Source organism: Micromonospora sp. NPDC018662 (genome assembly GCF_044391475.1).
GTDB lineage: Bacteria > Actinomycetota > Actinomycetes > Mycobacteriales > Micromonosporaceae > Micromonospora.
Window position 1 is genome coordinate 356,506 of record NZ_JBISAC010000004.1, and the last position, 21,306, is coordinate 377,811.

General features: G+C 72.2%; 17 protein-coding genes. 6 read left to right on the top strand and 11 right to left on the bottom strand.

What is annotated here, in order from left to right:
• Positions 1 to 8: 8 nt before the first annotated feature.
• The gene (locus tag ACH495_RS15145) at positions 9 to 1,343 is read right to left on the bottom strand and encodes a glycosyl transferase family 1 (RefSeq protein ID WP_396858319.1); all 1,335 of its coding nucleotides are present in this window, start codon (positions 1,341 to 1,343) and stop codon (positions 9 to 11) included.
• Between the two features lie 236 nt (positions 1,344 to 1,579).
• Here ACH495_RS15145 and ACH495_RS15150 point away from each other — a divergent pair, with 236 nt between their 5' ends.
• From ACH495_RS15150 to wecB, 3 genes are read left to right on the top strand one after another with little or no spacing between them, the layout of a single operon-like run.
• Entirely contained in the window at positions 1,580 to 2,593 is a 1,014-nt protein-coding gene (locus ACH495_RS15150; protein WP_396858574.1) for a polysaccharide biosynthesis protein, read from the top strand.
• A complete protein-coding gene (locus ACH495_RS15155) occupies positions 2,590 to 3,714 on the top strand; it encodes an NAD-dependent epimerase/dehydratase family protein (RefSeq protein ID WP_396858320.1) in 1,125 nt (374 codons plus the stop codon). The genes ACH495_RS15150 and ACH495_RS15155 overlap by 4 nt, the downstream gene beginning before the upstream one ends.
• Positions 3,715 to 3,757: 43 nt before the next feature.
• Positions 3,758 to 4,882, top strand: coding sequence for a non-hydrolyzing UDP-N-acetylglucosamine 2-epimerase (wecB, locus tag ACH495_RS15160; RefSeq protein WP_396858321.1), 1,125 nt, complete (start codon positions 3,758 to 3,760; stop codon positions 4,880 to 4,882).
• A gap of 78 nt (positions 4,883 to 4,960) precedes the next feature.
• Here the strand turns inward: wecB and ACH495_RS15165 are convergent, their stop codons facing one another.
• From ACH495_RS15165 to ACH495_RS15175, 3 genes are read right to left on the bottom strand one after another with little or no spacing between them, the layout of a single operon-like run.
• Positions 4,961 to 5,599, bottom strand: a complete 639-nt coding sequence (locus ACH495_RS15165; RefSeq protein ID WP_396858322.1) for an acetyltransferase — start codon at positions 5,597 to 5,599, stop codon at positions 4,961 to 4,963.
• Positions 5,596 to 6,744 (bottom strand): DegT/DnrJ/EryC1/StrS family aminotransferase, encoded by a 1,149-nt coding sequence (locus ACH495_RS15170; protein WP_396858323.1) that lies wholly within the window; start codon positions 6,742 to 6,744, stop codon positions 5,596 to 5,598. The genes ACH495_RS15165 and ACH495_RS15170 overlap by 4 nt, the downstream gene beginning before the upstream one ends.
• Positions 6,741 to 7,448, bottom strand: coding sequence for a sugar transferase (locus ACH495_RS15175; protein WP_396858324.1), 708 nt, complete (start codon positions 7,446 to 7,448; stop codon positions 6,741 to 6,743). The genes ACH495_RS15170 and ACH495_RS15175 overlap by 4 nt, the downstream gene beginning before the upstream one ends.
• Before the next feature lie 206 nt (positions 7,449 to 7,654).
• Here ACH495_RS15175 and ACH495_RS15180 point away from each other — a divergent pair, with 206 nt between their 5' ends.
• Positions 7,655 to 8,662: a DUF389 domain-containing protein gene (locus tag ACH495_RS15180; RefSeq protein WP_396858325.1), complete on the top strand. Its 1,008-nt coding sequence runs from the start codon at positions 7,655 to 7,657 to the stop codon at positions 8,660 to 8,662.
• On the opposite strand, the gene ACH495_RS15185 is transcribed toward ACH495_RS15180, so the two are convergent.
• Positions 8,625 to 9,059 (bottom strand): hypothetical protein, encoded by a 435-nt coding sequence (locus ACH495_RS15185; protein WP_396858326.1) that lies wholly within the window; start codon positions 9,057 to 9,059, stop codon positions 8,625 to 8,627. The genes ACH495_RS15180 and ACH495_RS15185 overlap by 38 nt on opposite strands.
• Positions 9,060 to 9,264: 205 nt before the next feature.
• Entirely contained in the window at positions 9,265 to 11,781 is a 2,517-nt protein-coding gene (locus ACH495_RS15190) for a Tex family protein (RefSeq protein WP_396858327.1), read from the bottom strand.
• A 167-nt stretch (positions 11,782 to 11,948) separates the two neighbouring features.
• Here ACH495_RS15190 and ACH495_RS15195 point away from each other — a divergent pair, with 167 nt between their 5' ends.
• Entirely contained in the window at positions 11,949 to 13,211 is a 1,263-nt protein-coding gene (locus tag ACH495_RS15195) for a nucleotide sugar dehydrogenase (RefSeq protein WP_396858328.1), read from the top strand.
• A 45-nt stretch (positions 13,212 to 13,256) separates the two neighbouring features.
• Positions 13,257 to 14,768, top strand: coding sequence for a deoxyguanosinetriphosphate triphosphohydrolase family protein (locus ACH495_RS15200; protein WP_396858329.1), 1,512 nt, complete (start codon positions 13,257 to 13,259; stop codon positions 14,766 to 14,768).
• 4 nt (positions 14,769 to 14,772) lie between these two features.
• On the opposite strand, the gene ACH495_RS15205 is transcribed toward ACH495_RS15200, so the two are convergent.
• From ACH495_RS15205 to ACH495_RS15225, 5 genes are all read right to left on the bottom strand, one after another.
• Entirely contained in the window at positions 14,773 to 15,918 is a 1,146-nt protein-coding gene (locus ACH495_RS15205; protein ID WP_396858330.1) for an MBL fold metallo-hydrolase, read from the bottom strand.
• An 80-nt stretch (positions 15,919 to 15,998) separates the two neighbouring features.
• Positions 15,999 to 16,946, bottom strand: a complete 948-nt coding sequence (locus tag ACH495_RS15210) for an SDR family NAD(P)-dependent oxidoreductase (protein ID WP_396858331.1) — start codon at positions 16,944 to 16,946, stop codon at positions 15,999 to 16,001.
• Positions 16,943 to 18,127, bottom strand: coding sequence for a zinc-dependent alcohol dehydrogenase (locus ACH495_RS15215; protein WP_396858332.1), 1,185 nt, complete (start codon positions 18,125 to 18,127; stop codon positions 16,943 to 16,945). Before ACH495_RS15215 ends, ACH495_RS15210 begins: the two co-directional genes overlap by 4 nt.
• A 485-nt stretch (positions 18,128 to 18,612) precedes the next feature.
• Entirely contained in the window at positions 18,613 to 19,374 is a 762-nt protein-coding gene (locus ACH495_RS15220; RefSeq protein ID WP_396858333.1) for a succinate dehydrogenase/fumarate reductase iron-sulfur subunit, read from the bottom strand.
• Entirely contained in the window at positions 19,371 to 21,305 is a 1,935-nt protein-coding gene (locus ACH495_RS15225; RefSeq protein ID WP_396858334.1) for a fumarate reductase/succinate dehydrogenase flavoprotein subunit, read from the bottom strand. Before ACH495_RS15225 ends, ACH495_RS15220 begins: the two co-directional genes overlap by 4 nt.
• Position 21,306: the final 1 nt, after the last annotated feature.

Sequence of the window (21,306 nt, forward strand, 5' to 3'; positions counted from 1 at the left end):
CGTGGCCCCTACCGGTGGACGGGTGTGTCGGTGGTGGCGTGGTGTCGTGCGGTGTTGAGGGTGGTGGCGAAGTGGTGGGTGACGGTGGTGGTGGTGTGGTGGTGGCGGGCGTAGGTGTGGCCGTTGTGGGCGAGTTGGTGGCGGAGGTGGGGGTCTTGGCAGAGGGTGGTGAGGTGGTGGGTGAGGGTGGTGGGGTCGCCGATGGTGATGCCGGCGTTGGCGGTGCGGATGTGGTTCATGGAGGCGACTTCGGTGGGTCCGTAGCCGAGGATGGGGCGGCTGGCGGCGAGGTATTGGGGGATTTTGGTGGAGATGGAGTAGCGGGTGTAGCGGCGGATGTCGGGGTTGAAGGATTCGACGTGGACGAGGATGTCGGCGTTGTGGAGTGCGGTGGGGACGTGGTGGGCGGGGAGGGGGTTGCCGAGGCGGATGCGGGGGAGGTGGGTGAGGTGTTTGCCGTATTGGTGGAGGTCGTCGGCGGGGGCGTGGATGGTGAGGCGGGCGGGGTGGCCGGTGCCGGTGATGGTGTCGAGTGCGGTGCCGATGTCGCGTAGTGATTCCCAGCGGTTGAGGTGCAGGGCGCCGATGTAGACGAGTTCGGTGGGGTGGGGTTGGGGTGTGGGTGGTGGGGGTGGGGCGAAGTAGGTGTCGTCGACGCAGTTGGCGAAGGGGGTGAAGGGGATGTGGTAGCGGTGGGTGTATTCGTCGGCCATGGGTTGGCTGATGACCATGCCGAGTGGGGCGTGGTGGAGGAGTTGGTGGATGGCGTGGCGGGCGGTGCGGTTGGCGAGGCCGAACAGTTCGCCGTTGGCGTAGAGGGTGGCGGGCCAGTCGTCGGTGAAGTGGGGGACGATGGGGATGGTGAGGGTGCGGGCGGCGGCTGCGGCGATTCTGGTGAGTCGGACGCTGCCGAGCATGGAGTAGATGAGGTCGGGTTGGAACGCGCGCATCCACCGCGCCAACCCCGCCGACACCTGCACGGGGCTCAGATCCGCGGTGGTCCGGATGTGGGAGTAGAGGCGAGCCATTGATTGACGCCGACTGCTGGCCTTCTCCACCATGGCCACGGCTCGGCTCTGTTGCAGGGGCGATCGGCCGTTCCACCCCAGCATCCGCATGCCGTAGTACTGCGCGGGGTGGTAATGCTCGCGCGGCGCGTAGGGGTAGTAGTTCTCGCACACATCGGTCGACGGCGTGATCCGGGTGCTGGTGTAGACCTGCGCGAGGCGGTCCTTCGGCCAGCCGGTGAAGAGGTTCGACAGGGTCATCGCCGTCCCGGTGCTCCGGCTGAACGGCGTGTGCCCCACCACCAGCACCCGGGGGAACTCCTCATCCCGCAACACCCGAACCCCATTCCGCGTCGACCAATACCAGGATGGACAGCACGTAACATACCGACTGGAAGGCCTCATCGGAGTAATATGCGATATAGCCGGTTCATGTCCGATTAGACCGTTTCTTGCGGGGCGGAAACTCGTTGCCCGTCATGTGGTGTCGGCCGCCACCAGGAAGAACGCCGCCGGCACCTGACCAGTGACGACGAGGAGCTACCTTGAATACTTTGCCCACTGGCCGCCGCGTGTTGATCACCGGTGGGACCGGTTCCTTCGGCCAGACCATGGTTCGCCGGTTGCTGGATCGTGACGTGGCCGAGGTCCGGGTGTTGAGCCGGGACGAGGCCAAGCAGGACGCGATGCGGCGCGTGCTCGGCGACGACCGGGTGCGGTACCACGTCGGTGACGTCCGCGACTACGACACCGTGCTGCGGTCGACCCGCGGTGTGGATCACGTCTTCCACGCCGCGGCTCTCAAGCAGGTGCCGTCCTGCGAGTTCTTCCCCCTGGAAGCGGTCCGCACCAACGTCCTGGGCAGCACGAACGTGATCGAGGCCGCCGAGCGTAACGGCGTGCGGTCGGTGGTCATGCTCGGCACCGACAAGGCCGTCTACCCGGTCAACGCGATGGGGATGTCGAAGGCGTTGATGGAGAAGGTGGGACAGGCCCACGCCCGCAACAACCCGGACAGCGCCACGACGGTCTCCAGCGTCCGGTACGGCAACGTGATGTTCTCCCGTGGCTCGGTCATCCCGCTGTTCATCGAGCAGCTCAAGGCAGGTCGGGCGCCGACGGTCACCAACCCGGCGATGACCCGGTTCCTGATGTCGCTCCAGGACTCGGTCGACCTGGTGGAGCACGCCTTCCGGGAGGCCCGGTCCGGCGACATCTTCATCCGCAAGGCCGGCGCCTGCACGGTCGGGGACCTGGCCGCCGCGCTCTGCCAGCTCTTCGACGTGCCGGCCAAGCTCGACCTCATCGGGGTGCGCCACGGCGAGAAGATGCACGAGACCCTGGCCAGCCGCGAGGAACTGGTCCGGGCGGAGGACTTCGGGGACTTCTTCCGGGTGCCGGTGGACGACCGGGATCTCAACTACGCCCGCTACGTCTCCGAAGGCGACCCGGCCACCGCCGAGATCGCCGACTTCAACTCGGCCAACGCGACCCAGCTCGACGTACCGCAGATCATCGAGCTGCTGGTCACCCTGCCGGAGGTGCGCGCGGAACTCGCGGCACGCGAGCTGGCACTCGCGTCGTGAAGCTCGCCCTGACCGGAGCCGAGGGCTTCCTGGGCTGGCACGTACGCGTGCTGGCGCGCGCCCTGCGCTGGCCCGACCCGGTGGTGGTGACGCGCTCGGATCTCGCCGAGCCGGCGGCGCTGGCCGGGAAGCTGGCCGGAGCGGACCGGGTGCTGCACCTGGCCGGGGTCAACCGGGGCGATCCGGCGGAGGTGGCCGCCGGCAACGTGGAGCTGGCGACGGCGTTGGTGCGGGGACTACGACGGTGCCCGACGCCGCCGAAGACCCTGGCGTACGCCAACTCGGTCCAGGCGGGCAACGGGACGCCGTACGGGGATTCGAAGTCGGTCGCCGCCGACATCCTGTCGCGGGCCGGTGAACTCGGCACCGAGGTGGCCGACCTGCGCCTGCCGAACCTCTACGGCGAGCACGGACGCCCGTTCTACAACTCCGTCGTCGCCACGTTCTGCCGGATGCTCGCCGACGGTGACGAGCCGGAGGTACGGGAGGACCGCGAGCTGCACCTCGTGCACGCGACCGACGCCGCCGCGCGGCTGCTCGACGCGCCACCGGGCGGCTCGTGGGATCCGACCATGCCGGCCCTGCGGATCGGCGTGCGGGCGTTGGCCGAGTTGCTCGCCGACCACGCCGCCGGCTACCGGACCGGGCAGATCCCGCCGTTGCCCGACCGGCACCACGTCCGGCTCTTCAACACGTACCGGTCGCACTGCTTCCCCGCCCAGCAGCCCATCGCCCTCACCCGACGCGGCGATGCGCGCGGCGACCTGGTCGAGGTGGTCCGGGCGGGCGCCGGAGCCGGGCAGACCTTCTGCTCGACCAGCCACCCCGGCGTCACCCGGGGCGAGCACTTCCACCTGGCCAAGGTGGAGCGGTTCGCCGTCGTCCGCGGCACGGCGGAGATCAGTCTCCGCCGGGTCGGGCACGACGAGGTGGTCCGGTTCCCGGTCGACGGTGACGACCCGGTGGCCGTGGACATGCCCACCATGTGGGTGCACAACATCGTCAACACGGGATCCACCGAGCTGCTCACGCTCTTCTGGACCAACGAGCTCTTCGATCCGTCCCGGCCGGACACCTACCCGGAGCCGGTGACCGCGCGCGAACCCGCGACTGTCGGATGACGGCGGTGCGGCACCGGACGGCCAGCAGGAAGAAAGGACGAGGATGACGCGGGTGATGACCGTCGTCGGCACCAGACCGGAGATCATTCGCCTCTCCCGGGTGATCGACCGGTTGGACGACACCGTGGACCACGTACTGGTCCACACCGGGCAGAACTGGGACCCGGCCCTCTCCGACGTGTTCTTCAAGGAGCTGCGGCTGCGGGAACCGGACCGGTTCCTCCGGGTCGACACGACCTCGCTGGGGCGGGTCCTCGGCGGCGTGCTGGTCGGCACCGAGGAGGTGCTCGACGAGGTGCGGCCCGACGCGCTCCTGGTGTTGGGTGACACCAACAGTTGCATCGCCGCGCTGATGGCGCGTCGGATGCGGGTCCCGGTCTATCACATGGAGGCCGGGAACCGCTGCTTCGACGCCAACGTGCCGGAGGAGACGAACCGACGCCTGGTGGATCACGTCGCCGACTTCAACCTCGTCTACACCGAGCACGCCCGGCGCAACCTGCTGGCCGAGGGACTGCATCCGCGCCGGATCCTGCACACCGGCTCGCCCATGCGGGAGGTGCTCGAGCACTACCGGGCCGACATCGAGGCATCGGGGATCCTGCGCCAGTTGGAGTTGACGCCGGGACGCTACTTCCTGGTCAGTGCGCATCGTGAGGAGAACGTCGATCGCCCGGACCGGTTGACCCGGCTGCTGGAATGCCTGCGCGCGGTCCGGGACCGGTGGGGTTTCCCGGTGCTGGTGTCCACCCACCCGCGGACCCGCAAGCGGTTGGAGTTGCTGGCGCCGGACCCGGCGGCGCTGGACGGGATCGCCTTCCACGAGCCGTTCGGCCTGCTCGACTACGTGCATCTGCAGACGAAGGCGTACTGCACGTTGTCCGACAGCGGCACGATCAGCGAGGAGTCGGCGATCCTCACCTTCCCCGCGGTGACGCTGCGCGAGTCGATCGAGCGGCCGGAGGCGTTGGACGTCGGGGGCATCATCATGACCGGCCTCGATCCCGCCGGCGTGGTGGAGGCGGTCCGGGTGACGGTCGACCAGGTTCGGGCCGACGGCGTCCCCTGCCCGGCCGACTACCAGGTACGGGACACCTCCCGCCGGGTGGTCGACTTCGTCCTGTCCACGGTCCGCCGGCATCACGACTGGGCGGGCATCCGCCGCTGAGCGACGCGGCACACGGCGGGCCGGCGACCACGGCGTCGGCCCGCCGTCCGTTCCGCCGGCCCGGAACCGGTGCGGGGATCAACGCGCCGGGACGCCCTTGACCACGACGCCGTCGGGCACGTCCCGTACCACGCAGGCCCCCGCGCCGACGGTGCTGTCCCGCCCCACCCGGAGCCCCTGCAACACCGCCGCCGTGGTTCCCACCAGTACGCCCTCCGCGAGCTGGCAGTCGCCGGAGACGGCCGCGAGCGGGTTGACCGAGACGAAGTCGGCGAGCACCGAGTCGTGTCCCACCGTGGAGTTCTGGTTGAGGTGGACGTGCCGGCCCATGGTCACGTTGGTGGTGACCCGGGCCCCGGCGAAGACGACGAGGCCCGGACCGTGCCGGGTGTCCGGCCCGACCGTCGCGTCCGGGTGGATCAGGCTCGCGGCCGGCATGCCGTACGCGTCCAGCCGCGCCGCCACGGTGCGCCGCACCCGTGGATCACCGATCCCGATGACGTGGTGGGTGTCCGTCGGCGCGTCCCGAAGCCACGACAGCCCGCCCAGGTAGGGCACCTCCAGGCGCGTCACCCGCTTCAGGTTCTGCTCCGACGGCCGGTCGTCGACGAAGCCGAGCAGGTGCCAGTGTCGGCCGCCGACCGCCGTCACCGCCCGCGCGATGGCCAGCGCCTCCCGGCCGTGGCCGCCGCAGCCCACGATGACCAGCGGCGTCACGCGGACGTCGCTCCGGCCCTCGCGGTCAGGAACTCGTCGATCAGGTCGAGCACGGTGGCGATCTGCCGCTCGGTGAGGGCACTGCCGCTGGGCAGGGTCAGTCCCTCGGCGAACAGGTCGTCGGCAGCGCCGGTGAGCAGGCGTTCGGCGTCGGCGTACGCGGGCTGCCGGTGCATCGGCTTCCACACCGGTCGCGTCTCGATGTGATGGGCGGCGAGGTGGTCGGCCAGGTCGACAGCCCGCCAGCCGCAGCGGTCCGCCCGTACCCGGATGACGGTCAGCCAGCAGTTCGACTCGGTGTCCTCGGCGCCCACCAGTTCCACGCCCGGGACCGGGGCGAAGAGCTTCGCGTACCGGTCCCGCAGCAGGCGGCGACGCCCGATCATGCCGTCGAGCCGGACCAGTTGGGCCCGGCCCAGCGCGGCCAGCAGATTGCTGAGGCGGTAGTTGTATCCGACCTCGCGGTGTTCGTAGTGCGCAGCCGGCTCCCGGGCCTGGGTGGCGAGGTGGCGGGCACGGGCCAGCAGCGGCAGGTCGTCGGAGAGCATCATCCCGCCGCCCGACGTGGTCATGATCTTGTTGCCGTTGAACGACAGCGTGCCGACGCGGCCGAACGAACCGGCAGCCCGCCCGTGGTGGCCGGCCCCGAGCGCCTCCGCCGCGTCCTCGACCACGGGCACCGCGGCGTCGCGGCAGGCCGGGAGCAGCGACGTGTAGTCGACGCAACTGCCGAACATGTCGACCGGAACCACCGCGCCGATCCGCTCGCCCCGGGCGCGCAGCCGGTGCAGCAGCTCCGTCAGGAGCGGGACGTCGATGTTGCCGGTGCGCGCGTCACAGTCGACGAACACGGGCCGGGCGCCCGTGTACCGGACCGCGTTCGCGGTGGCCACGAACGTCAGCGTGGGGACGACGACGACGTCGCCGGGTGCGACGCCCACCCCGAGCAGGGCCAGGTGCAGCGCCGCGGTGCCCGAGCTGACCGCGACCGCGCCGCGGGTGCCGACCCGCGACGCGACCTCGGTCTCGAACGCCGCCAGGTCGGGACCGACGGGCGCGATCCAGCCGGAGCGCAGGGCCGCGATGAGGTACGACTCCTCGAGCGGCCCGACGTCGGGTGGGGAGAGGTGCACGGTCTCGGTCATCGGAGGGTGGCCGGCCCCATCGTCGCCGTGGCGTGGTAGCCCGCGAGGACGGTGTCGCGTGCGGTGGTGGCGCCGGCCGGGGTGCCGAGGAATTCCGGAGCGGTCGCCACGCCGGTCGCCGAGATCCCCTCCCGGCGGAGCACGGTGCGGACCGTCGCGGCGAGGATCGACAGGTCCCGCCGGAGACAGCGGGTGTCGACGTACTCGACGTCGAGGTCGAACTTCGCCTCCCAGCTCAGCCCGTTGCGACCGCGCACCTGGGCGAGACCGGTGATGCCCGGCCGCACCTCGTGCCGGCGGGCCTGCCCGGGTGAGTAGCGCGGAAGGTACTCCGGCAGCAGGGGGCGAGGGCCGACGAGGCTCATGTCGCCCCGCAGCACGTTCCAGAGCGTGGGCAGCTCGTCGAGGCTGGTGGAGCGCAGCCAGCGTCCGAGCGACGTGAGTCGCTCGGCGTCCCCGACCAGCCCGCGGCGGGGATCGGGCGGCCGCATCGTGCGGAACTTGACCAGTTCGAACGGCTCGCCGTGACGACCGGTGCGGCACTGCCGGAAGAGCACCGGCCGGCCGAGCCCGACGGCGACGAGCAGGGCCACCGTGGCGATCACCGGTGCGAGCAGCACGAGCAGGACGACGGCGCTGACGAGGTCGATCGCGCGCTTGCCCGGGTCCGATCGGCCCGGCCGCCGGGGACCGTCGATTGTCACGCTGCCAGCAACCGGCACTGCTCCCACCTCCCGATCAGGCAAAGCTCCTTTAAAGGATTTAGCACAGCAATCGGCGTCACATGCCCCAAATAGTGCACCGAGTGATGATCCCGGTCGGATCAACGCCGACTCGAACCCGAGGACACGGGTAGCGATAGGGTGCTGCCGTCCCGCCCCGCCCCTCCCCGAGAACCAGGAGGCAGCCCGTGCTGCACCTGAGGGTGATCGCACCCAGTGCCCAGTCGTCGACGGTGGTCGACCTGCTGGCCGCCGACCCCGGCGTGACGCACGTCGTGGTGCTGCCCGGCGCCGCGCGCCAACCGGCCGGCGACTACGTCACCTGCGACGTGGTCCGGGAAAGCGCCGACGGCGTGCTGCGGAAGCTGCGCGAGCTCGGTATCGAGACGCACGGGGCGATCGCCGCCGAGGACGTGGAGCTGACGCTCTCCGCAGCGGCCGACCGGGCCGCCGACAACGCTCCCGGCCAGGGCGAGGACGCCGTGGTCTGGGACGAGATCGCCGCGAAGACCGGGGAGCAGACGGTGCTCACCGGCACCTTCCTCGCGCTGATCGTGGTGGCCACCATGATCGCCGGGATCGGGGTGCTGCTCGACCAGCCCATCCTGATCGTCGGCGCGATGGTGGTCGGCCCGGAGTTCGGGCCGCTCGCCGCGCTCTCCGTGGCGCTGCTGCGGCGTCAGCCGCGCGTGGTCGGCCGTTCGGTCCAGGCGTTGACTGTCGGTTTCCTCGTCGCCATGGTGGCGACCGTGCTGAGCACCTGGGCGCTCACCGCGGCCGGCCTGGTCAGCCGGGACATGCTGCTGGACGATCGTCCGCTGACCGACTTCATCTGGCGGCCGGACGCGCTCTCCTGGGTGGTCGGGCTGCTCGCCGGCGTCGCCGGCATGCTGTCGTTGACCTCGAAGAAGTCCGGTTCGCTGGTCGGCGTGCTGATCTCGGTGACGACCGTGCCGGCGGCCGCGAACGTGGCAGTCGCCACGGCGTACGGGGTGTGGCACGAGGCGACCGGCTCCGCCCTCCAGTTGGTGATCAACCTGGCCGCCATCGTGCTGGCCGGCCTGCTCACCCTGGTCGTGCAGCTCCTCTGGTGGCGGCGGGTCGAGCGGCGGTCCGCCCGGGGCGTGCCACGCCAGCGGGCCGGCCGGCCGGAGCCGGTCAGCGCCAGTCGTCGCCCGCCTCGAGACGCCGGTTGAGCAGCGTCGCCAGTGGAACGGACTCGCCGTCCCGGCCGCCCCGGCCGACCACCAGCGGGGGCGCGCTCGGCGGCGGCTCGGCGCCGAGCAGCCGCGACCGCAGGCTCGGCGGCACGCTGAGCAGATAGAAACGGCCCTCGGTGTCCACCGCCCGGCTGCGCGCCCGGTCCACGTACCAGCCGGTGATCCGGGTGCGGTAGCGACCGCGGCCGTCGTGGGCGGTCGCGATCAGCCGGTCGGTCGCCAGCCCGCGCCGCAGCGCCTCGGCCGCGAACGCGGCTGCCAGCTTCGCGGCCTCCGCCTGCTCCGCGGCGCGTTCCCGGGCGTCGGCCACCGCGTGGGCCGCCACGGCCCGGCGCTGCCGCTCCCGCCACTCCGAGTCGTCGTCCACACCCACGCCCGCGAGGGTACGCCCGCGCCGCGTGACCCACGCGTGCACCGTGGTCGCCATGCCCGGCGGACGCCACCCCGGGGCCTGGTGCGCCACGTCGCCTCGCGGCACTGCCGAGCTGACTCGCGGCACTGTCGAGCTGACTCGTTCCTGACCTCACCGCGCTGAGTCGTTCGTGCCATCAGCTCGACAGTGCCGGGACCGGCGACGGTCAGGCCAGTCCGGCGCGGCGCAACGCTTCCGCCATGGCGTCGTTGACCGGCGCGGAGGCCCCACCGCCGCGCCCCTGACGCGGCTGCGAACCGCCCCGGTCCCCACGCTGGCCGCTGCCCTGACCACGGTCCTGGCCGCCCCGGCTGCCGCCTTGCCCGCCGCGCTGGCCGCCGCCTTGCCCGCCGCGCTGGCCGCCGCCTTGCCCGCCGCGCGGGCCGCCCTGACCGCCGCCTTGGCCGCGGCCCGAACCGCCCGGACGGCCGTCGCCCGTACCGCCTCGGCTGTCGCGGTCCCGGCGGCCCTCGCCGCCGGCCGGGCGTCCGCCGCCGGCCGGCGCCTCGTCGTCCAGGCGCAGCGTCAACGAGATCCGCTTGCGCGGCACGTCCACGTCGAGCACCCGCACCGTGACCACGTCACCGGACTTCACCACGTCGCGCGGGTCCTTGACGAACGTGTGCGACATGGCGGAGACGTGCACCAGGCCGTCCTGGTGCACGCCCACGTCGACGAACGCGCCGAACGCGGCCACGTTGGTGACCACACCCTCCAGCACCATCCCGGGCGTCAGGTCGCCGATCTTCTCCACGCCCTCGACGAACGTCGCGGTGCGGAACTCCGGGCGCGGGTCGCGGCCGGGCTTCTCCAGCTCGGCGAGGATGTCGGTGACGGTGGGCAGGCCGAACGTGTCGTCGACGAAGTCGGTCGCCCGCAGCCCGCGCAGGATGGCCGACCGGCCGATCAGCGCGCGCAGGTCCTGCCCGGTGGCGGCGAGGATGCGCCGCACCACCGGGTACGACTCCGGGTGCACGCTGGACGAGTCGAGCGGGTCGTCGCCGCCCGGGATGCGCAGGAAGCCGGCGCACTGCTCGAACGCCTTCGGGCCGAGGCGGGCCACCTTCCTCAGCTCGGTCCGGGTGCGGAACGGCCCGTTGGCGTCGCGGTGCAGCACGATGTTCTCGGCCAGCCCGGCGCCGATGCCGGAGACCCGGGTGAGCAGCGGCGCGGAGGCGGTGTTGACGTCCACGCCGACCGCGTTGACGCAGTCCTCGACCACCGCGTCGAGCGAGCGGGACAGCTTCACCTCGGACAGGTCGTGCTGGTACTGCCCGACGCCGATCGAGCGCGGGTCGATCTTCACCAGCTCGGCGAGCGGGTCCTGGAGGCGCCGGGCGATGGACGCCGCCCCGCGCAGCGACACGTCGAGCCCGGGCAGCTCCTGCGAGGCGTACGCGGAGGCGGAGTAGACCGACGCGCCGGCCTCGGAGACCACCACCTTGGTCAGTTTCAGCTCCGGGTGCTGCTTGATCAGGTCACCGGCCAGCTTGTCGGTCTCCCGGCTGGCGGTGCCGTTGCCGATCGCGACCAGCTCGACGCCGTGCGCCGCGGCGAGCGTGGCGAGCGTGTGCAGCGAGGCGTCCCACTGCCGGCGCGGCTCGTGCGGATAGATGGTGTCGGTGGCGACCACCTTGCCGGTGGCGTCGACCACCGCCACCTTCACCCCGGTCCGCAGTCCCGGGTCGAGACCCATGGTGGGCCGTGCGCCGGCGGGCGCGGCGAGCAGCAGGTCGCGCAGGTTGGTGGCGAAGACCCGCACGGCCTCCTCCTCGGCCGCCTGCCAGAGCCGCATCCGCAGGTCCGCGCCCAGGTGGATGAGGATCCGGGTACGCCAGGCCCAGCGCACCGTGTCGGCGAGCCACCGGTCGGCGGGCCGCCCCTGGTCGCTGATGCCGAAGCGTCCGGCCACGGCGGCCTCGTAGCGGCTGGGTCCGGTGACCGCGGCGTCGCCGTCGGCCTCCGGGTCCATGGTCAGCTCCAGCACACCCTCCTTCTCGCCGCGGAACACGGCGAGGATCCGGTGCGACGGCAGCTTCGGGTACGGCTCGGCGAAGTCGAAGTAGTCGGCGAACTTGGCGCCGGCGGCCTCCTGGCCCTCGCGTACCCGGGAGACCAAGCGGCCCCGCGACCACATCTGCTCGCGGAGCGTGCCGATCAGGTCGGCGTCCTCGGCGAACCGCTCGATCAGGATGGCCCGGGCCCCGTCCAGCGCGGCGGCGGCGTCCGCCACGCCCCGGTCGGCGTCGACGAAGCCGGCCGCTACCGTCTTCGGGTCCTGGGCCGGGTCGGCGAGCAGGGTGTCCGCGAGCGGCTCCAGCCCGGCCTCGCGGGCGATCTGCGCGCGGGTCCGCCGTTTCGGCTTGTACGGCAGGTAGATGTCCTCCAGCCGGGACTTCGAGTCCGCCGCCAGGATCTGGGCTTCCAGCGCCTCGTCGAGCTTGCCCTGGCCGCGGATCGACTCCAGCACCGCGGCGCGTCGCTCGTCCAGCTCCCGCAGGTAGCGCAGTCGCTCCTCCAACGTGCGCAGCTGCGCGTCGTCGAGGGTGCCGGTGGCCTCCTTGCGGTAGCGGGCGATGAACGGCACGGTGGCGCCGCCGTCGAGCAGCTCCACGGCCGCCCGCACCTGACGCTCGGCGACGCCGAGCTCCTCGGCGATCCGCTGGTGCACAGACTGAGTCACGATCTTGATCCGCCTTCTCGGGTGGGTTCGTCGTGCATTCTGCCGTCCCGCGCGAACCGGCCCGCAGCCCGGCGGGTCCGGTGCCCGCGAATATCCCGAAAAGGGACTTAAAGCACCAGAGGTCCCACTAGCCTCCACACAGATGATCCTGCGTCCCTGGAGCAAGCGTGAGCGGTGAGAAGCTGGTCGTGATCGGCCAGGGATACGTCGGCCTGCCGCTGGCGATGCGGGCGGTCGAGGCCGGCCTGGACGTGGTCGGGCTCGACGTCGACTCCGACCGGGTGAAGCGCCTCGCCTCGGGCGAGTCCTTCGTGGAGGACATCCCGGCCGACCGGCTCGGCCGGGCGCTCGGCAGCGGCCGCTACCTGCCGAGCACCGACTACGCCGACGCCGAGGGCTTCGACTTCTGCGTGATCACGGTGCCCACCCCGCTGCGGGACGGCACACCCGACCTCAGCTACGTGGAACAGGCCGGCAACCGGATCGGTCCCTACCTCCGGCGGGGCTGCGTGGTGGTGCTCGAGTCGACCACCTACCCGGGCACGACCGAGGAACTGCTGCGCCCGCTCCTGGAGTCGACCAGCGGACTCCAGAGCCCGGACGACTTCCACCTCGGCTACAGCCCCGAGCGCATCGACCCGGGCAACCCGACGTGGCGACTGGAGAACACCCCCAAGGTGGTCTCCGGCGTGGACGCCGCGTCGCTGGCGCGGGTGGACAGCTTCTACCGCCGGATCGTGGCGCGGACGGTGCCGGTGTCGTCCACCCGGGTCGCGGAGCTGACCAAGCTGATCGAGAACACGTTCCGCCAGGTGAACCTCGGTCTGATCAACGAACTCACGATCCTCTCCCACCACCTCGGCATCGACGTCTGGCAGGCGATCGACGCGGCCGAGACGAAGCCGTTCGGGTTCATGCCGTTCCGGCCCGGACCCGGCGTCGGCGGCCACTGCCTCCCGATCGACCCCTGCTACCTGTCCTGGCAGGTCAAGCGGCGGCTGGGCCGGCAGTTCCGGTTCATCGAGCTGGCCAACGACGTCAACCACGAGATGCCCGAGCACGTCACCCAGCGGATCATGGCCGGTCTCAACCGGGCCGGCCGGGCGGTCAGTGGCGCCCGGCTGCTGATGCTCGGCCTGGCGTACAAGAAGAACACCGGCGACATGCGCGACTCGCCGGCGGTGGACGTCGCGCGTCGGCTGTGCGACCTCGGCGCGGACGTCCGGGCCGCCGAACCGTACGCCGAGCCGCACCAGATTCCCGCCGGCGTGCTGGTCGTCCCGCTGACCGAGCACGAGGTCGACGCCGCCGACGCGGTGATCGTCGCGACCGACCACGACGTGTTCGACTACGAGATGGTCGCCGGTCGGGCCCGCTACGTCTTCGACGCCCGCAACCGGTGCTCGGGACCGGTCGTGGAGCGGCTCTAGGAGCACCCCGCCCCGACCGCCGGCGGCTGCGCTAGCGTGGCGATCATGGAGGCACCTGCGGATCCCCGGGCCCGGCGACTCTTCGGGGGCAGCGCCCGGGCGCTCGGCGACCTGGCCGCCGGCCCGTTCCGGGCCGACCGGGACCGGATCGTCTCGTCGCCGTTCTTCGCCCGGCTCAACGGCGTCACCCAGGTGATCAGCCCCGGCGGCTCCGGGCTGCTGGTGCACAACCGGCTCACCCACAGCCTGAAGGTGGCCCAGGTCGCCCGCGCGATCGCCGAACGGCTGACCGCCGATGAGGCCCACCGGGACCTGCTGGAGAAACTGGGCGGCTGCGACCCGGACGTGGTCGAGGCCGCCGCGCTCGCCCACGACCTCGGACACCCGCCGTTCGGGCACCTGGGGGAGCGGGTCCTGGACAGGCTGGCGCGGCAGCGGCTCGGGCTGCCGGACGGCTTCGAGGGCAACGCCCAGTCGTACCGGATCGTCACCAGCACCGAGATCCGCGGCGCCGCGACCACCGGGCTGGACCTGACCGCCGCGGTCCGGGCGGCGATGCTGAAATATCCGTGGACCCGCCTGGACCACCCCGACCCGCATCCGCGGCACCTCGACCCGGCGCCCCGGGGTGCCGCGTCGCCGCCCGACGACCCGGAGAGCGGGTCGCTGAAGTTCGGCGCGTACCGGACCGAGCTGGACGACCTGCGGGCGGCCCGGGAGCCGTTCGCCGGGCGGATCCCGGACTGGCAGCAGACGCCGGAGGCGTCCGTGATGGACACCGCCGACGACATCGCGTACGCCATCCACGACGTGGAGGACTTCTATCGCGTCGGGGTGCTCCAGCAGGGCGCGGTGGCCGCCGAGCTGATGGCCTGGCAACGCGAGTCCGGGCACCTGCGGTCGATCACCGCCTCGGCGCTGGACACCGCCGGCCGGCGACCCGGCGCGGCGATCGAGCGGCTCCGCCGCCAGTTGCACCGCAAGGACGGCTGGATCGCCGACGACGAGGCGTTCGCCGCGGCGGTCGAGCACGTCCGCGAGGAACTGGTGGAGGGGCTGCTGGCGCTGCCGTTCGACGGATCGATCGAGGCGGAGCAGTACGTCGCCCGCTTCTCCGCCCGCTGGTCCACCCGCTTCGTGGACGCCATCACGGTGACCGGCGAGCCGGACGTCCGCTCCGGGTACGTGCTGCTGGGCAAGGCGCAGTGGCACGAGGTGCAGGTGCTCAAGTTCGTCCACCACCGGTTCGTGCTCGCCCGTCCGGACCTGGCGCTACACCAGCGCGGCCAGGCGCGGCTGCTGGACACGCTGGTGGAGGCGCTCTGGGAGTGGCTGCTGGACCCGGAGGAGGAGTCCCGGCTGCCCCGCCGGCTGCACGACCTGGTGGAGCTGGCCGAGGCGGAGCTGCACCCGCGTACCCCGGACCGGATCGGTCGGGCCCGGGGCCGGGCCATCGTCGACTTCGTCGCGCAGCTCACCGACGGTCAGGCGGTGGCGATGCTGGACGCGCTCTCCGGGCGTTCCGGCGCGCTGTGGACCGACGCGTTCGTGCTCTGAGGCGTCAGGCGACCGCCTGCCACCAGCCGTCCACCGACGGCGGCTCGTCGACCACGACCCGCTCGCCGGGGCGCGGCACCGCCAGCCGGACGCCGCGGGCCTTCGCCTCGGCCCAGAGCCGGTCCACCGGCTCGGACCAGTCGTGCAGGGCCAGGTTGAACGTGCCCCAGTGCACCGGCACCAGCAGCTCGCCGCGCACGTCGAGGTGGGCGGCGACCGCCTCCTCCGGGAACATGTGGATGTTCGGCCAGGCCCGGTCGTACGCGCCGATCTGCATGAGCGTGACGTCGAACGGGCCGTGCTCGGCGCCGATGCCGGCGTAGCCGTCGAAGTAGCCGGAGTCGCCGGTGTAGAACACCTTCCGCCGTGCGCCGGCCACCACCCAGGAACTCCAGAGCGTGCCGTCGCGGCGCAGCCCGCGCCCGGAGAAGTGCTGCGCGGCGGTGGCGGTCAGCGTCAGGCCGCCGACCCGGTGGCGCTCCGACCAGTCCAGCTCGACGATGCGGTCCGGCGGCACGCCCCAGCGGTCGAGGTGGGCGCCGACGCCGAGCGGCACCAGGAACGGCGCGGACTGGTGGGTCAGCAGCCCCCGGACCGTCGCCATGTCCAGGTGGTCGTAGTGGTCGTGCGAGATCAGGATGGCGTCCAGCCGGGGCAGCTCGTCCAGGCGGACCGGCGGCTCGTGGATGCGTCGCGGGCCGACCAGCGTCGACGGCGAGCACCTGTCGCTCCACACCGGGTCGAGCAGCACCCGGTGGCCCTCGATCTCGACCAGCGTCGAGGCGTGGCCGTACCAGATCACGTTCAGCTCGTCGGCCGGGTCGGCGGGCGCGGCGTCGGCCGGGCGCAGCAGCGGCACGGCGCTGCCCGGCCGCCGCTTCTGCTTGCCGAAGATCAGCTCCCGGACCAGGTTGCGGCCCGGGTCGGCGACCATCGTGGCGTTCGTGCCGGTCGGGTTGTGGAACGTGCCGTCGCGGAACCGCGGTGACCGGGCGGCCCGTTCCGCCCGGGCGCCGGTGAGCCGGCCACCGAGCTGGGCCGGCACGTCACGCGCCGCCCACGCCAGCCCGGCCACGGCGGCCAGCCCGGCGATCCGCCACCCCCGCCCGCCGCCTGCCGTGCCCGGTTCGCGTTCCGCTGGTGCCCGCATGGTCGTCCCCTCCGCCGTGTCCCGCAGTACACGGTAGCCACCCCCGCGCCCGTCCGTGGAACGACGGGCGTGGGGACGACTCAGCTCAGCCGGCGCCGTACCGCCGACCCGACCGTCGCGGTCGCCCCGCCCACGGTCCGGACCACTCGCGACAGGTCGGGCAGCCAGCCGCCCCGGACCGCCTCGCCGGCCGGGTTGGGCGTGAACACCACGCCCTCGGTCGGCGGCACCGGCCGGCCGGTGAGCCCACCGAGCCGCATCAGCGGGCCGACCAGCACGTCGTAGACGGCCGGCAGCGCGGTGAAACCGACCCGCATGAACAGGTTGACCCGCCCCACCGAGATCTCCCGGCGGGGCTTGTCGGCGCAGTGCGCGATGGCCCGGGCCACCCGTTCCGGCGTGGTGATCGGCAGCGGTGGCCGGCCGATCCGCCCCACGTAGTTCGCCGCCTGCTGGTAGACCGGGGTGTCCACGCTGCCGGGGGTGACCAGGCAGACGTTGACGCCGGGCAGGTCCCGGGACTCCTGCTGCAACGCCCGGGCCAGCCCCTGCAGGCCCCACTTGCTGGTGACGTACCCGCTCATGTAGGGCGCGGTGATGTGACCGAGCACCGAACCGGTGAGGATGAGCGTGCCCGCACCGGCCTCCTTGAAGTGCCGCAGCGCCACCCGCGCCACGCCGGCGGAGCCGAGCAGGTCGGTGCGGACCACCTGCTCGAAGACCTCCGCCGGGATCTCCTCGAAGCGCCCGTACGCCATCACGGCGGCGGTGTGCACCCAGACGTCGATCCGGCCGAACCCGGCGACCGCGGTCGCCGCCAGCGCGTCGAGCGCCCCCGGTTCGGTGACGTCTGTGGGCACGACCCGCACGTCCGCGGCGCCGGCGTCGGCGCACTCCCGGCGTACCTCGTCGAGGGTTTGCCGGGCGCGGGCCGCGAGGACCAGACGGTCCCCGCGGCCCGCGAACTCCCGGGCCGCCGCCCGACCGATCCCGCTGGTCGCGCCGGTGACGACCACCGTCCGGGTCACGGCGCGAGCACGACCTTGACGCAGCCGTCCTCCTTCTTCTGGAACATCTCGTACGCCTGCGGCGCCTGCGCCAGCGGCAGCCGGTGGGTCCGCAGGTCCTCGACGCCCAGCGGGTCGTCGTCGCCCTCCAGCAGCGGGATGATCTCGTCCACCCAGCGGCGCACGTGGCACTGGCCCATCCGCAACTGGACGCCCCGGTCGAACATCTCCATCAGCGGCATCGGGTCCTGCTCGCCGCCGTACACCCCGGAGATCGAGACGGTGCCGCCGCGCCGGACCGCCTTGAGCGCGGCGTGCAGCACCACCAGCCGGTCCACGCCGGCCGCGTCGATCATCGGCCGGGCCAGCTTGTCCGGGAGCAGACCCGCGGCGGCCTGGGCGATCTTGCCGACCGGCGCGCCGTGCGCCTCCATGCCGACCGCGTCGATCACCGCGTCCGGGCCGCGCCCGTCGACCAGGTCGATGAGCGCGCCGGGCACGTCGTCGAGCTGGCTGACGTCGAGCACCTCGATGCCGTGTCGGCGGGCCATCTCCAGCCGCTCCGGCACCAGGTCCAGGCCGATCACCCGGCCGGCGCCGAGGTGCCGGCCGATCCGGGCGGAGAACTGCCCGACCGGGCCGAGACCGAACACGGCCAGCGTGCCGCCGGGCGGGGTGTCCGCGTACTTCACCGCCTGCCAGGCGGTGGGCAGGATGTCGGAGAGGTAGAGCCAGCGCTCGTCCGGCCCGGTGTCGGGGATCTTGATCGGGCCGAACTGGGCCTGCGGCACGCGCAGGTACTCGGCCTGACCGCCCGGGACCGAACCGTAGAGCGAGGTGTAGCCGAACAGCGACGCGCCCTTGCCCTCGGCGGTGACCTGGGTGGTCTCGCACTGCGCGTAGAGCTGCCGCTCGCACATCCAGCAGTGCCCGCAGGAGATGTTGAACGGGACGACCACCCGGTCGCCCTTCTTCAGCCGGGTCACCCCGGAGCCGACCTCCTCGACGATGCCCATCGGCTCGTGCCCGAGGATGTCGCCGGGCTTCAGGTACGGTCCGAGCACCTCGTACAGGTGCAGGTCGGAGCCGCAGATGGCGGTCGAGGTGATCCGGACGATCGCATCGGTCGGCTCCTCGATCCGGGGGTCCGGGACGTCCTCGACCCGGACGTCACGCTTGCCTTGCCAGGTCAGTGCCTTCATGCCTGAATGTCCCTCCTCGGTGCCGTCCATGGGACTGCTACCCGCGCGGAGTGACTTGAACCGGCTCGGTTCCGCCCGGCGTCACCGACATCTCTGTGGGGCGGACGGCATGGCCGCCGGCGCCTTTCGAGCTGATAGCAGAAACGACTCACCGGCCGTGCGCCGGTCCGAGCGATCCGAACCGGTCGCGCCCGGCGGGGATCCGCGCGGGAGCTCACGATCGTCGTGGTCCGGTCGCCGAGCCTACGGCGCGGTGTGCTGCCGTGCGCGCTCCGGAGGAGGCGACCTCCCGATAGCAGAAACGACTCAGCTCGAAAGGCAGCGGATGGCTCTGATGTTTGTCGGTGCGCCAGGCCGGGCCAGACCCGGGCCGGAACGGCGAGCCCACGGCGGTCGGCGCGTGCCGCGTACCCCCGGAAACGGCGACCGCCGCGACCCGGGATGCGGGGCGCGGCGGTCGTGGTGGGCGGCGGGTCGTCGCCGGCTCAGGAGCCGGGGGTGCCGGCCCGCTTGGTGGTCGCCTTGAGATAGTCCCGGTTGAGCCGGCCGATGGTGTTCAGCGGGATGCCCTTCGGGCAGGCCGACGCGCACTCGCCGATGTTGGTGCAGCCGCCGAAGCCGGCCTCGTCGTGCGCGTCCACCATGCCGATCACCCGGGTGTAGCGCTCGGGCTGGCCCTGGGGGAGCAGCGAGAGCTGGGTGATCTTGGCGGCGGTGAACAGCATGCCGGAGCCGTTCGGGCAGGCCGCGACGCAGGCGCCGCAGCCGATGCAGGCGGCCGAGGAGAACGCGGCGTCCGCGTCGTCCTTGGCCACCGGGGTGGAGTGCGCCTCCGGGGCGCTGCCGGTCGGGGCGGTGACGTAACCACCGGCGGCGATGATCTTGTCGAAGGCGTTCCGGTTCACCACCAGGTCCTTGACGACCGGGAAGGCCCGGGCCCGCCAGGGCTCGATGTCGATCGTGTCGCCGTCGGAGAACTGCCGCATGTGCAACTGGCAGGCGGTGGTGCCGCGCTGCGGGCCGTGCGCCTCGCCGTTGATCATGAGGCTGCACGCGCCGCAGATGCCCTCGCGGCAGTCGTGGTCGAACGCGACCGGCTCCTCGCCGTCGAGGATCAGCCGCTCGTTGAGCACGTCGAGCATCTCCAGGAAGGACATGTCCGGGGACACGTCCGGCACCGGGTAGGTCACCATCCGACCCTTGTCCTCGGGGCCGGTCTGGCGCCAGATGCGCAGGGTCAGGTTCACTTGTAGCTCCGCTGCGAGGGGTGGACGTATTCGAAGGTCAGGTCTTCCTTGTGCAGCACGGGCTCGCCGGCGCCGGTGTACTCCCAGGCGGCCACGTACGCGAACCGGTCGTCGTCGCGCTGCGCCTCGCCGTCCGGGGTCTGGTGCTCGGCCCGGAAGTGGCCGCCGCAGGACTCCTCGCGGTGCAGGGCGTCGATGCACATCAGCTCCGCCAGCTCGAAGAAGTCGGCCACCCGGCCGGCCTTCTCCAGCGACTGGTTGAGCCCCTCACCGTCGCCCGGAACGCGTACCCGCTGCCAGAACTGCTCGCGCAGCGCGCGGATCTCGTCGATCGCCTTGCGCAGGCCGGCGTCGGAGCGCTCCATGCCGCAGTGCTCCCACATGATCTGGCCCAGCTCCCGGTGGAACGAGTCCACCGTGCGGTCGCCGTTGATCGCGAGCAGCTTGCGCAGCCGCTCCTCGACCTCGGTACGCGCCGCGACCGCCTCCGGGTGGCTGGCGTCGACCTTCTCCAGCGGGTTGGCGGCCAGGTAGTTGGCCAGCGTGCTCGGCAGCACGAAGTAGCCGTCGGCCAGGCCCTGCATGAGCGCCGAGGCGCCGAGGCGGTTCGCGCCGTGGTCGGAGAAGTTGGCCTCGCCGATCACGAACAGGCCCGGGATGGTCGACTGGAGGTCGTAGTCGACCCAGAGGCCGCCCATCGTGTAGTGCACGGCGGGGTAGATCCGCATCGGCACCTGGTAGGGGTCCTCGCCGGTGATCCGCTCGTACATCTCGAAGAGGTTGCCGTACTTGGCCTCGATGGCCTGGCGGCCGAGCCGGTCGATGGCGTCGGCGAAGTCCAGGTAGACGCCGAGGCCGGTCGGGCCGACGCCGCGCCCCTCGTCGCACACGTTCTTGGCGGCGCGGGAGGCGATGTCGCGCGGGACCAGGTTGCCGAAGGACGGGTAGATCCGCTCCAGGTAGTAGTCCCGCTCGTCCTCGGGGATGTCCCGCGGGCCGCGGTCGTCGCCCTTGGCCTTCGGCACCCACACCCGGCCGTCGTTGCGCAGCGACTCGCTCATCAGGGTCAGCTTCGACTGGTGGTCGCCGGAGACCGGGATGCAGGTCGGGTGGATCTGGGTGTAGCAGGGGTTGGCGAAGTACGCGCCCTTGCGGTGCGCCCGCCAGGAGGCGGTGACGTTGCAGCCCTTGGCGTTGGTGGAGAGGTAGAAGACGTTGCCGTAGCCGCCGGAGGCGAGCACCACCGCGTCCGCCATCTCGGTGCTGATCTCGCCGGTGACCATGTCGCGGACCACGATGCCGCGGGCCCGGCCGTCGACGACCACCAGTTCGAGCATCTCGTGGCGGGCGTTCATCTCCACGTTGCCCAGGCCGATCTGTCGCTCCAGCGCCTGGTACGCGCCGAGCAGGAGCTGCTGGCCCGTCTGGCCCCGGGCGTAGAAGGTGCGCTGCACCTGCGCGCCGCCGAAGGAGCGGGTGTCCAGCAGGCCGCCGTACTCGCGGGCGAACGGGACGCCCTGGGCGACGCACTGGTCGATGATGTTGACCGAGACCTCGGCCAGCCGGTGCACGTTCGACTCGCGGGAGCGGAAGTCGCCGCCCTTGACCGTGTCGTAGAAGAGCCGGTGCACCGAGTCGCCGTCGTTGCGGTAGTTCTTGGCGGCGTTGATGCCGCCCTGGGCGGCGATCGAGTGGGCCCGGCGCGGGCTGTCCTGGTAGCAGTAGGACTTCACGTGGTAGCCCTGCTCGGCCAGCGTCGCCGCGGCGGAGCCGCCGGCCAGGCCGGTGCCGACCACGATCACGGTCAGCTTCCGGCGGTTGGCCGGGTTGACCAGCTTCATCTCGAAGCGGTGCCGGTCCCACCGGGTCTCGACCGGGCCGTCCGGCGCCCGGGTGTCGGCGATCGGGTCGCCCTCGGTGTACAGATCCATG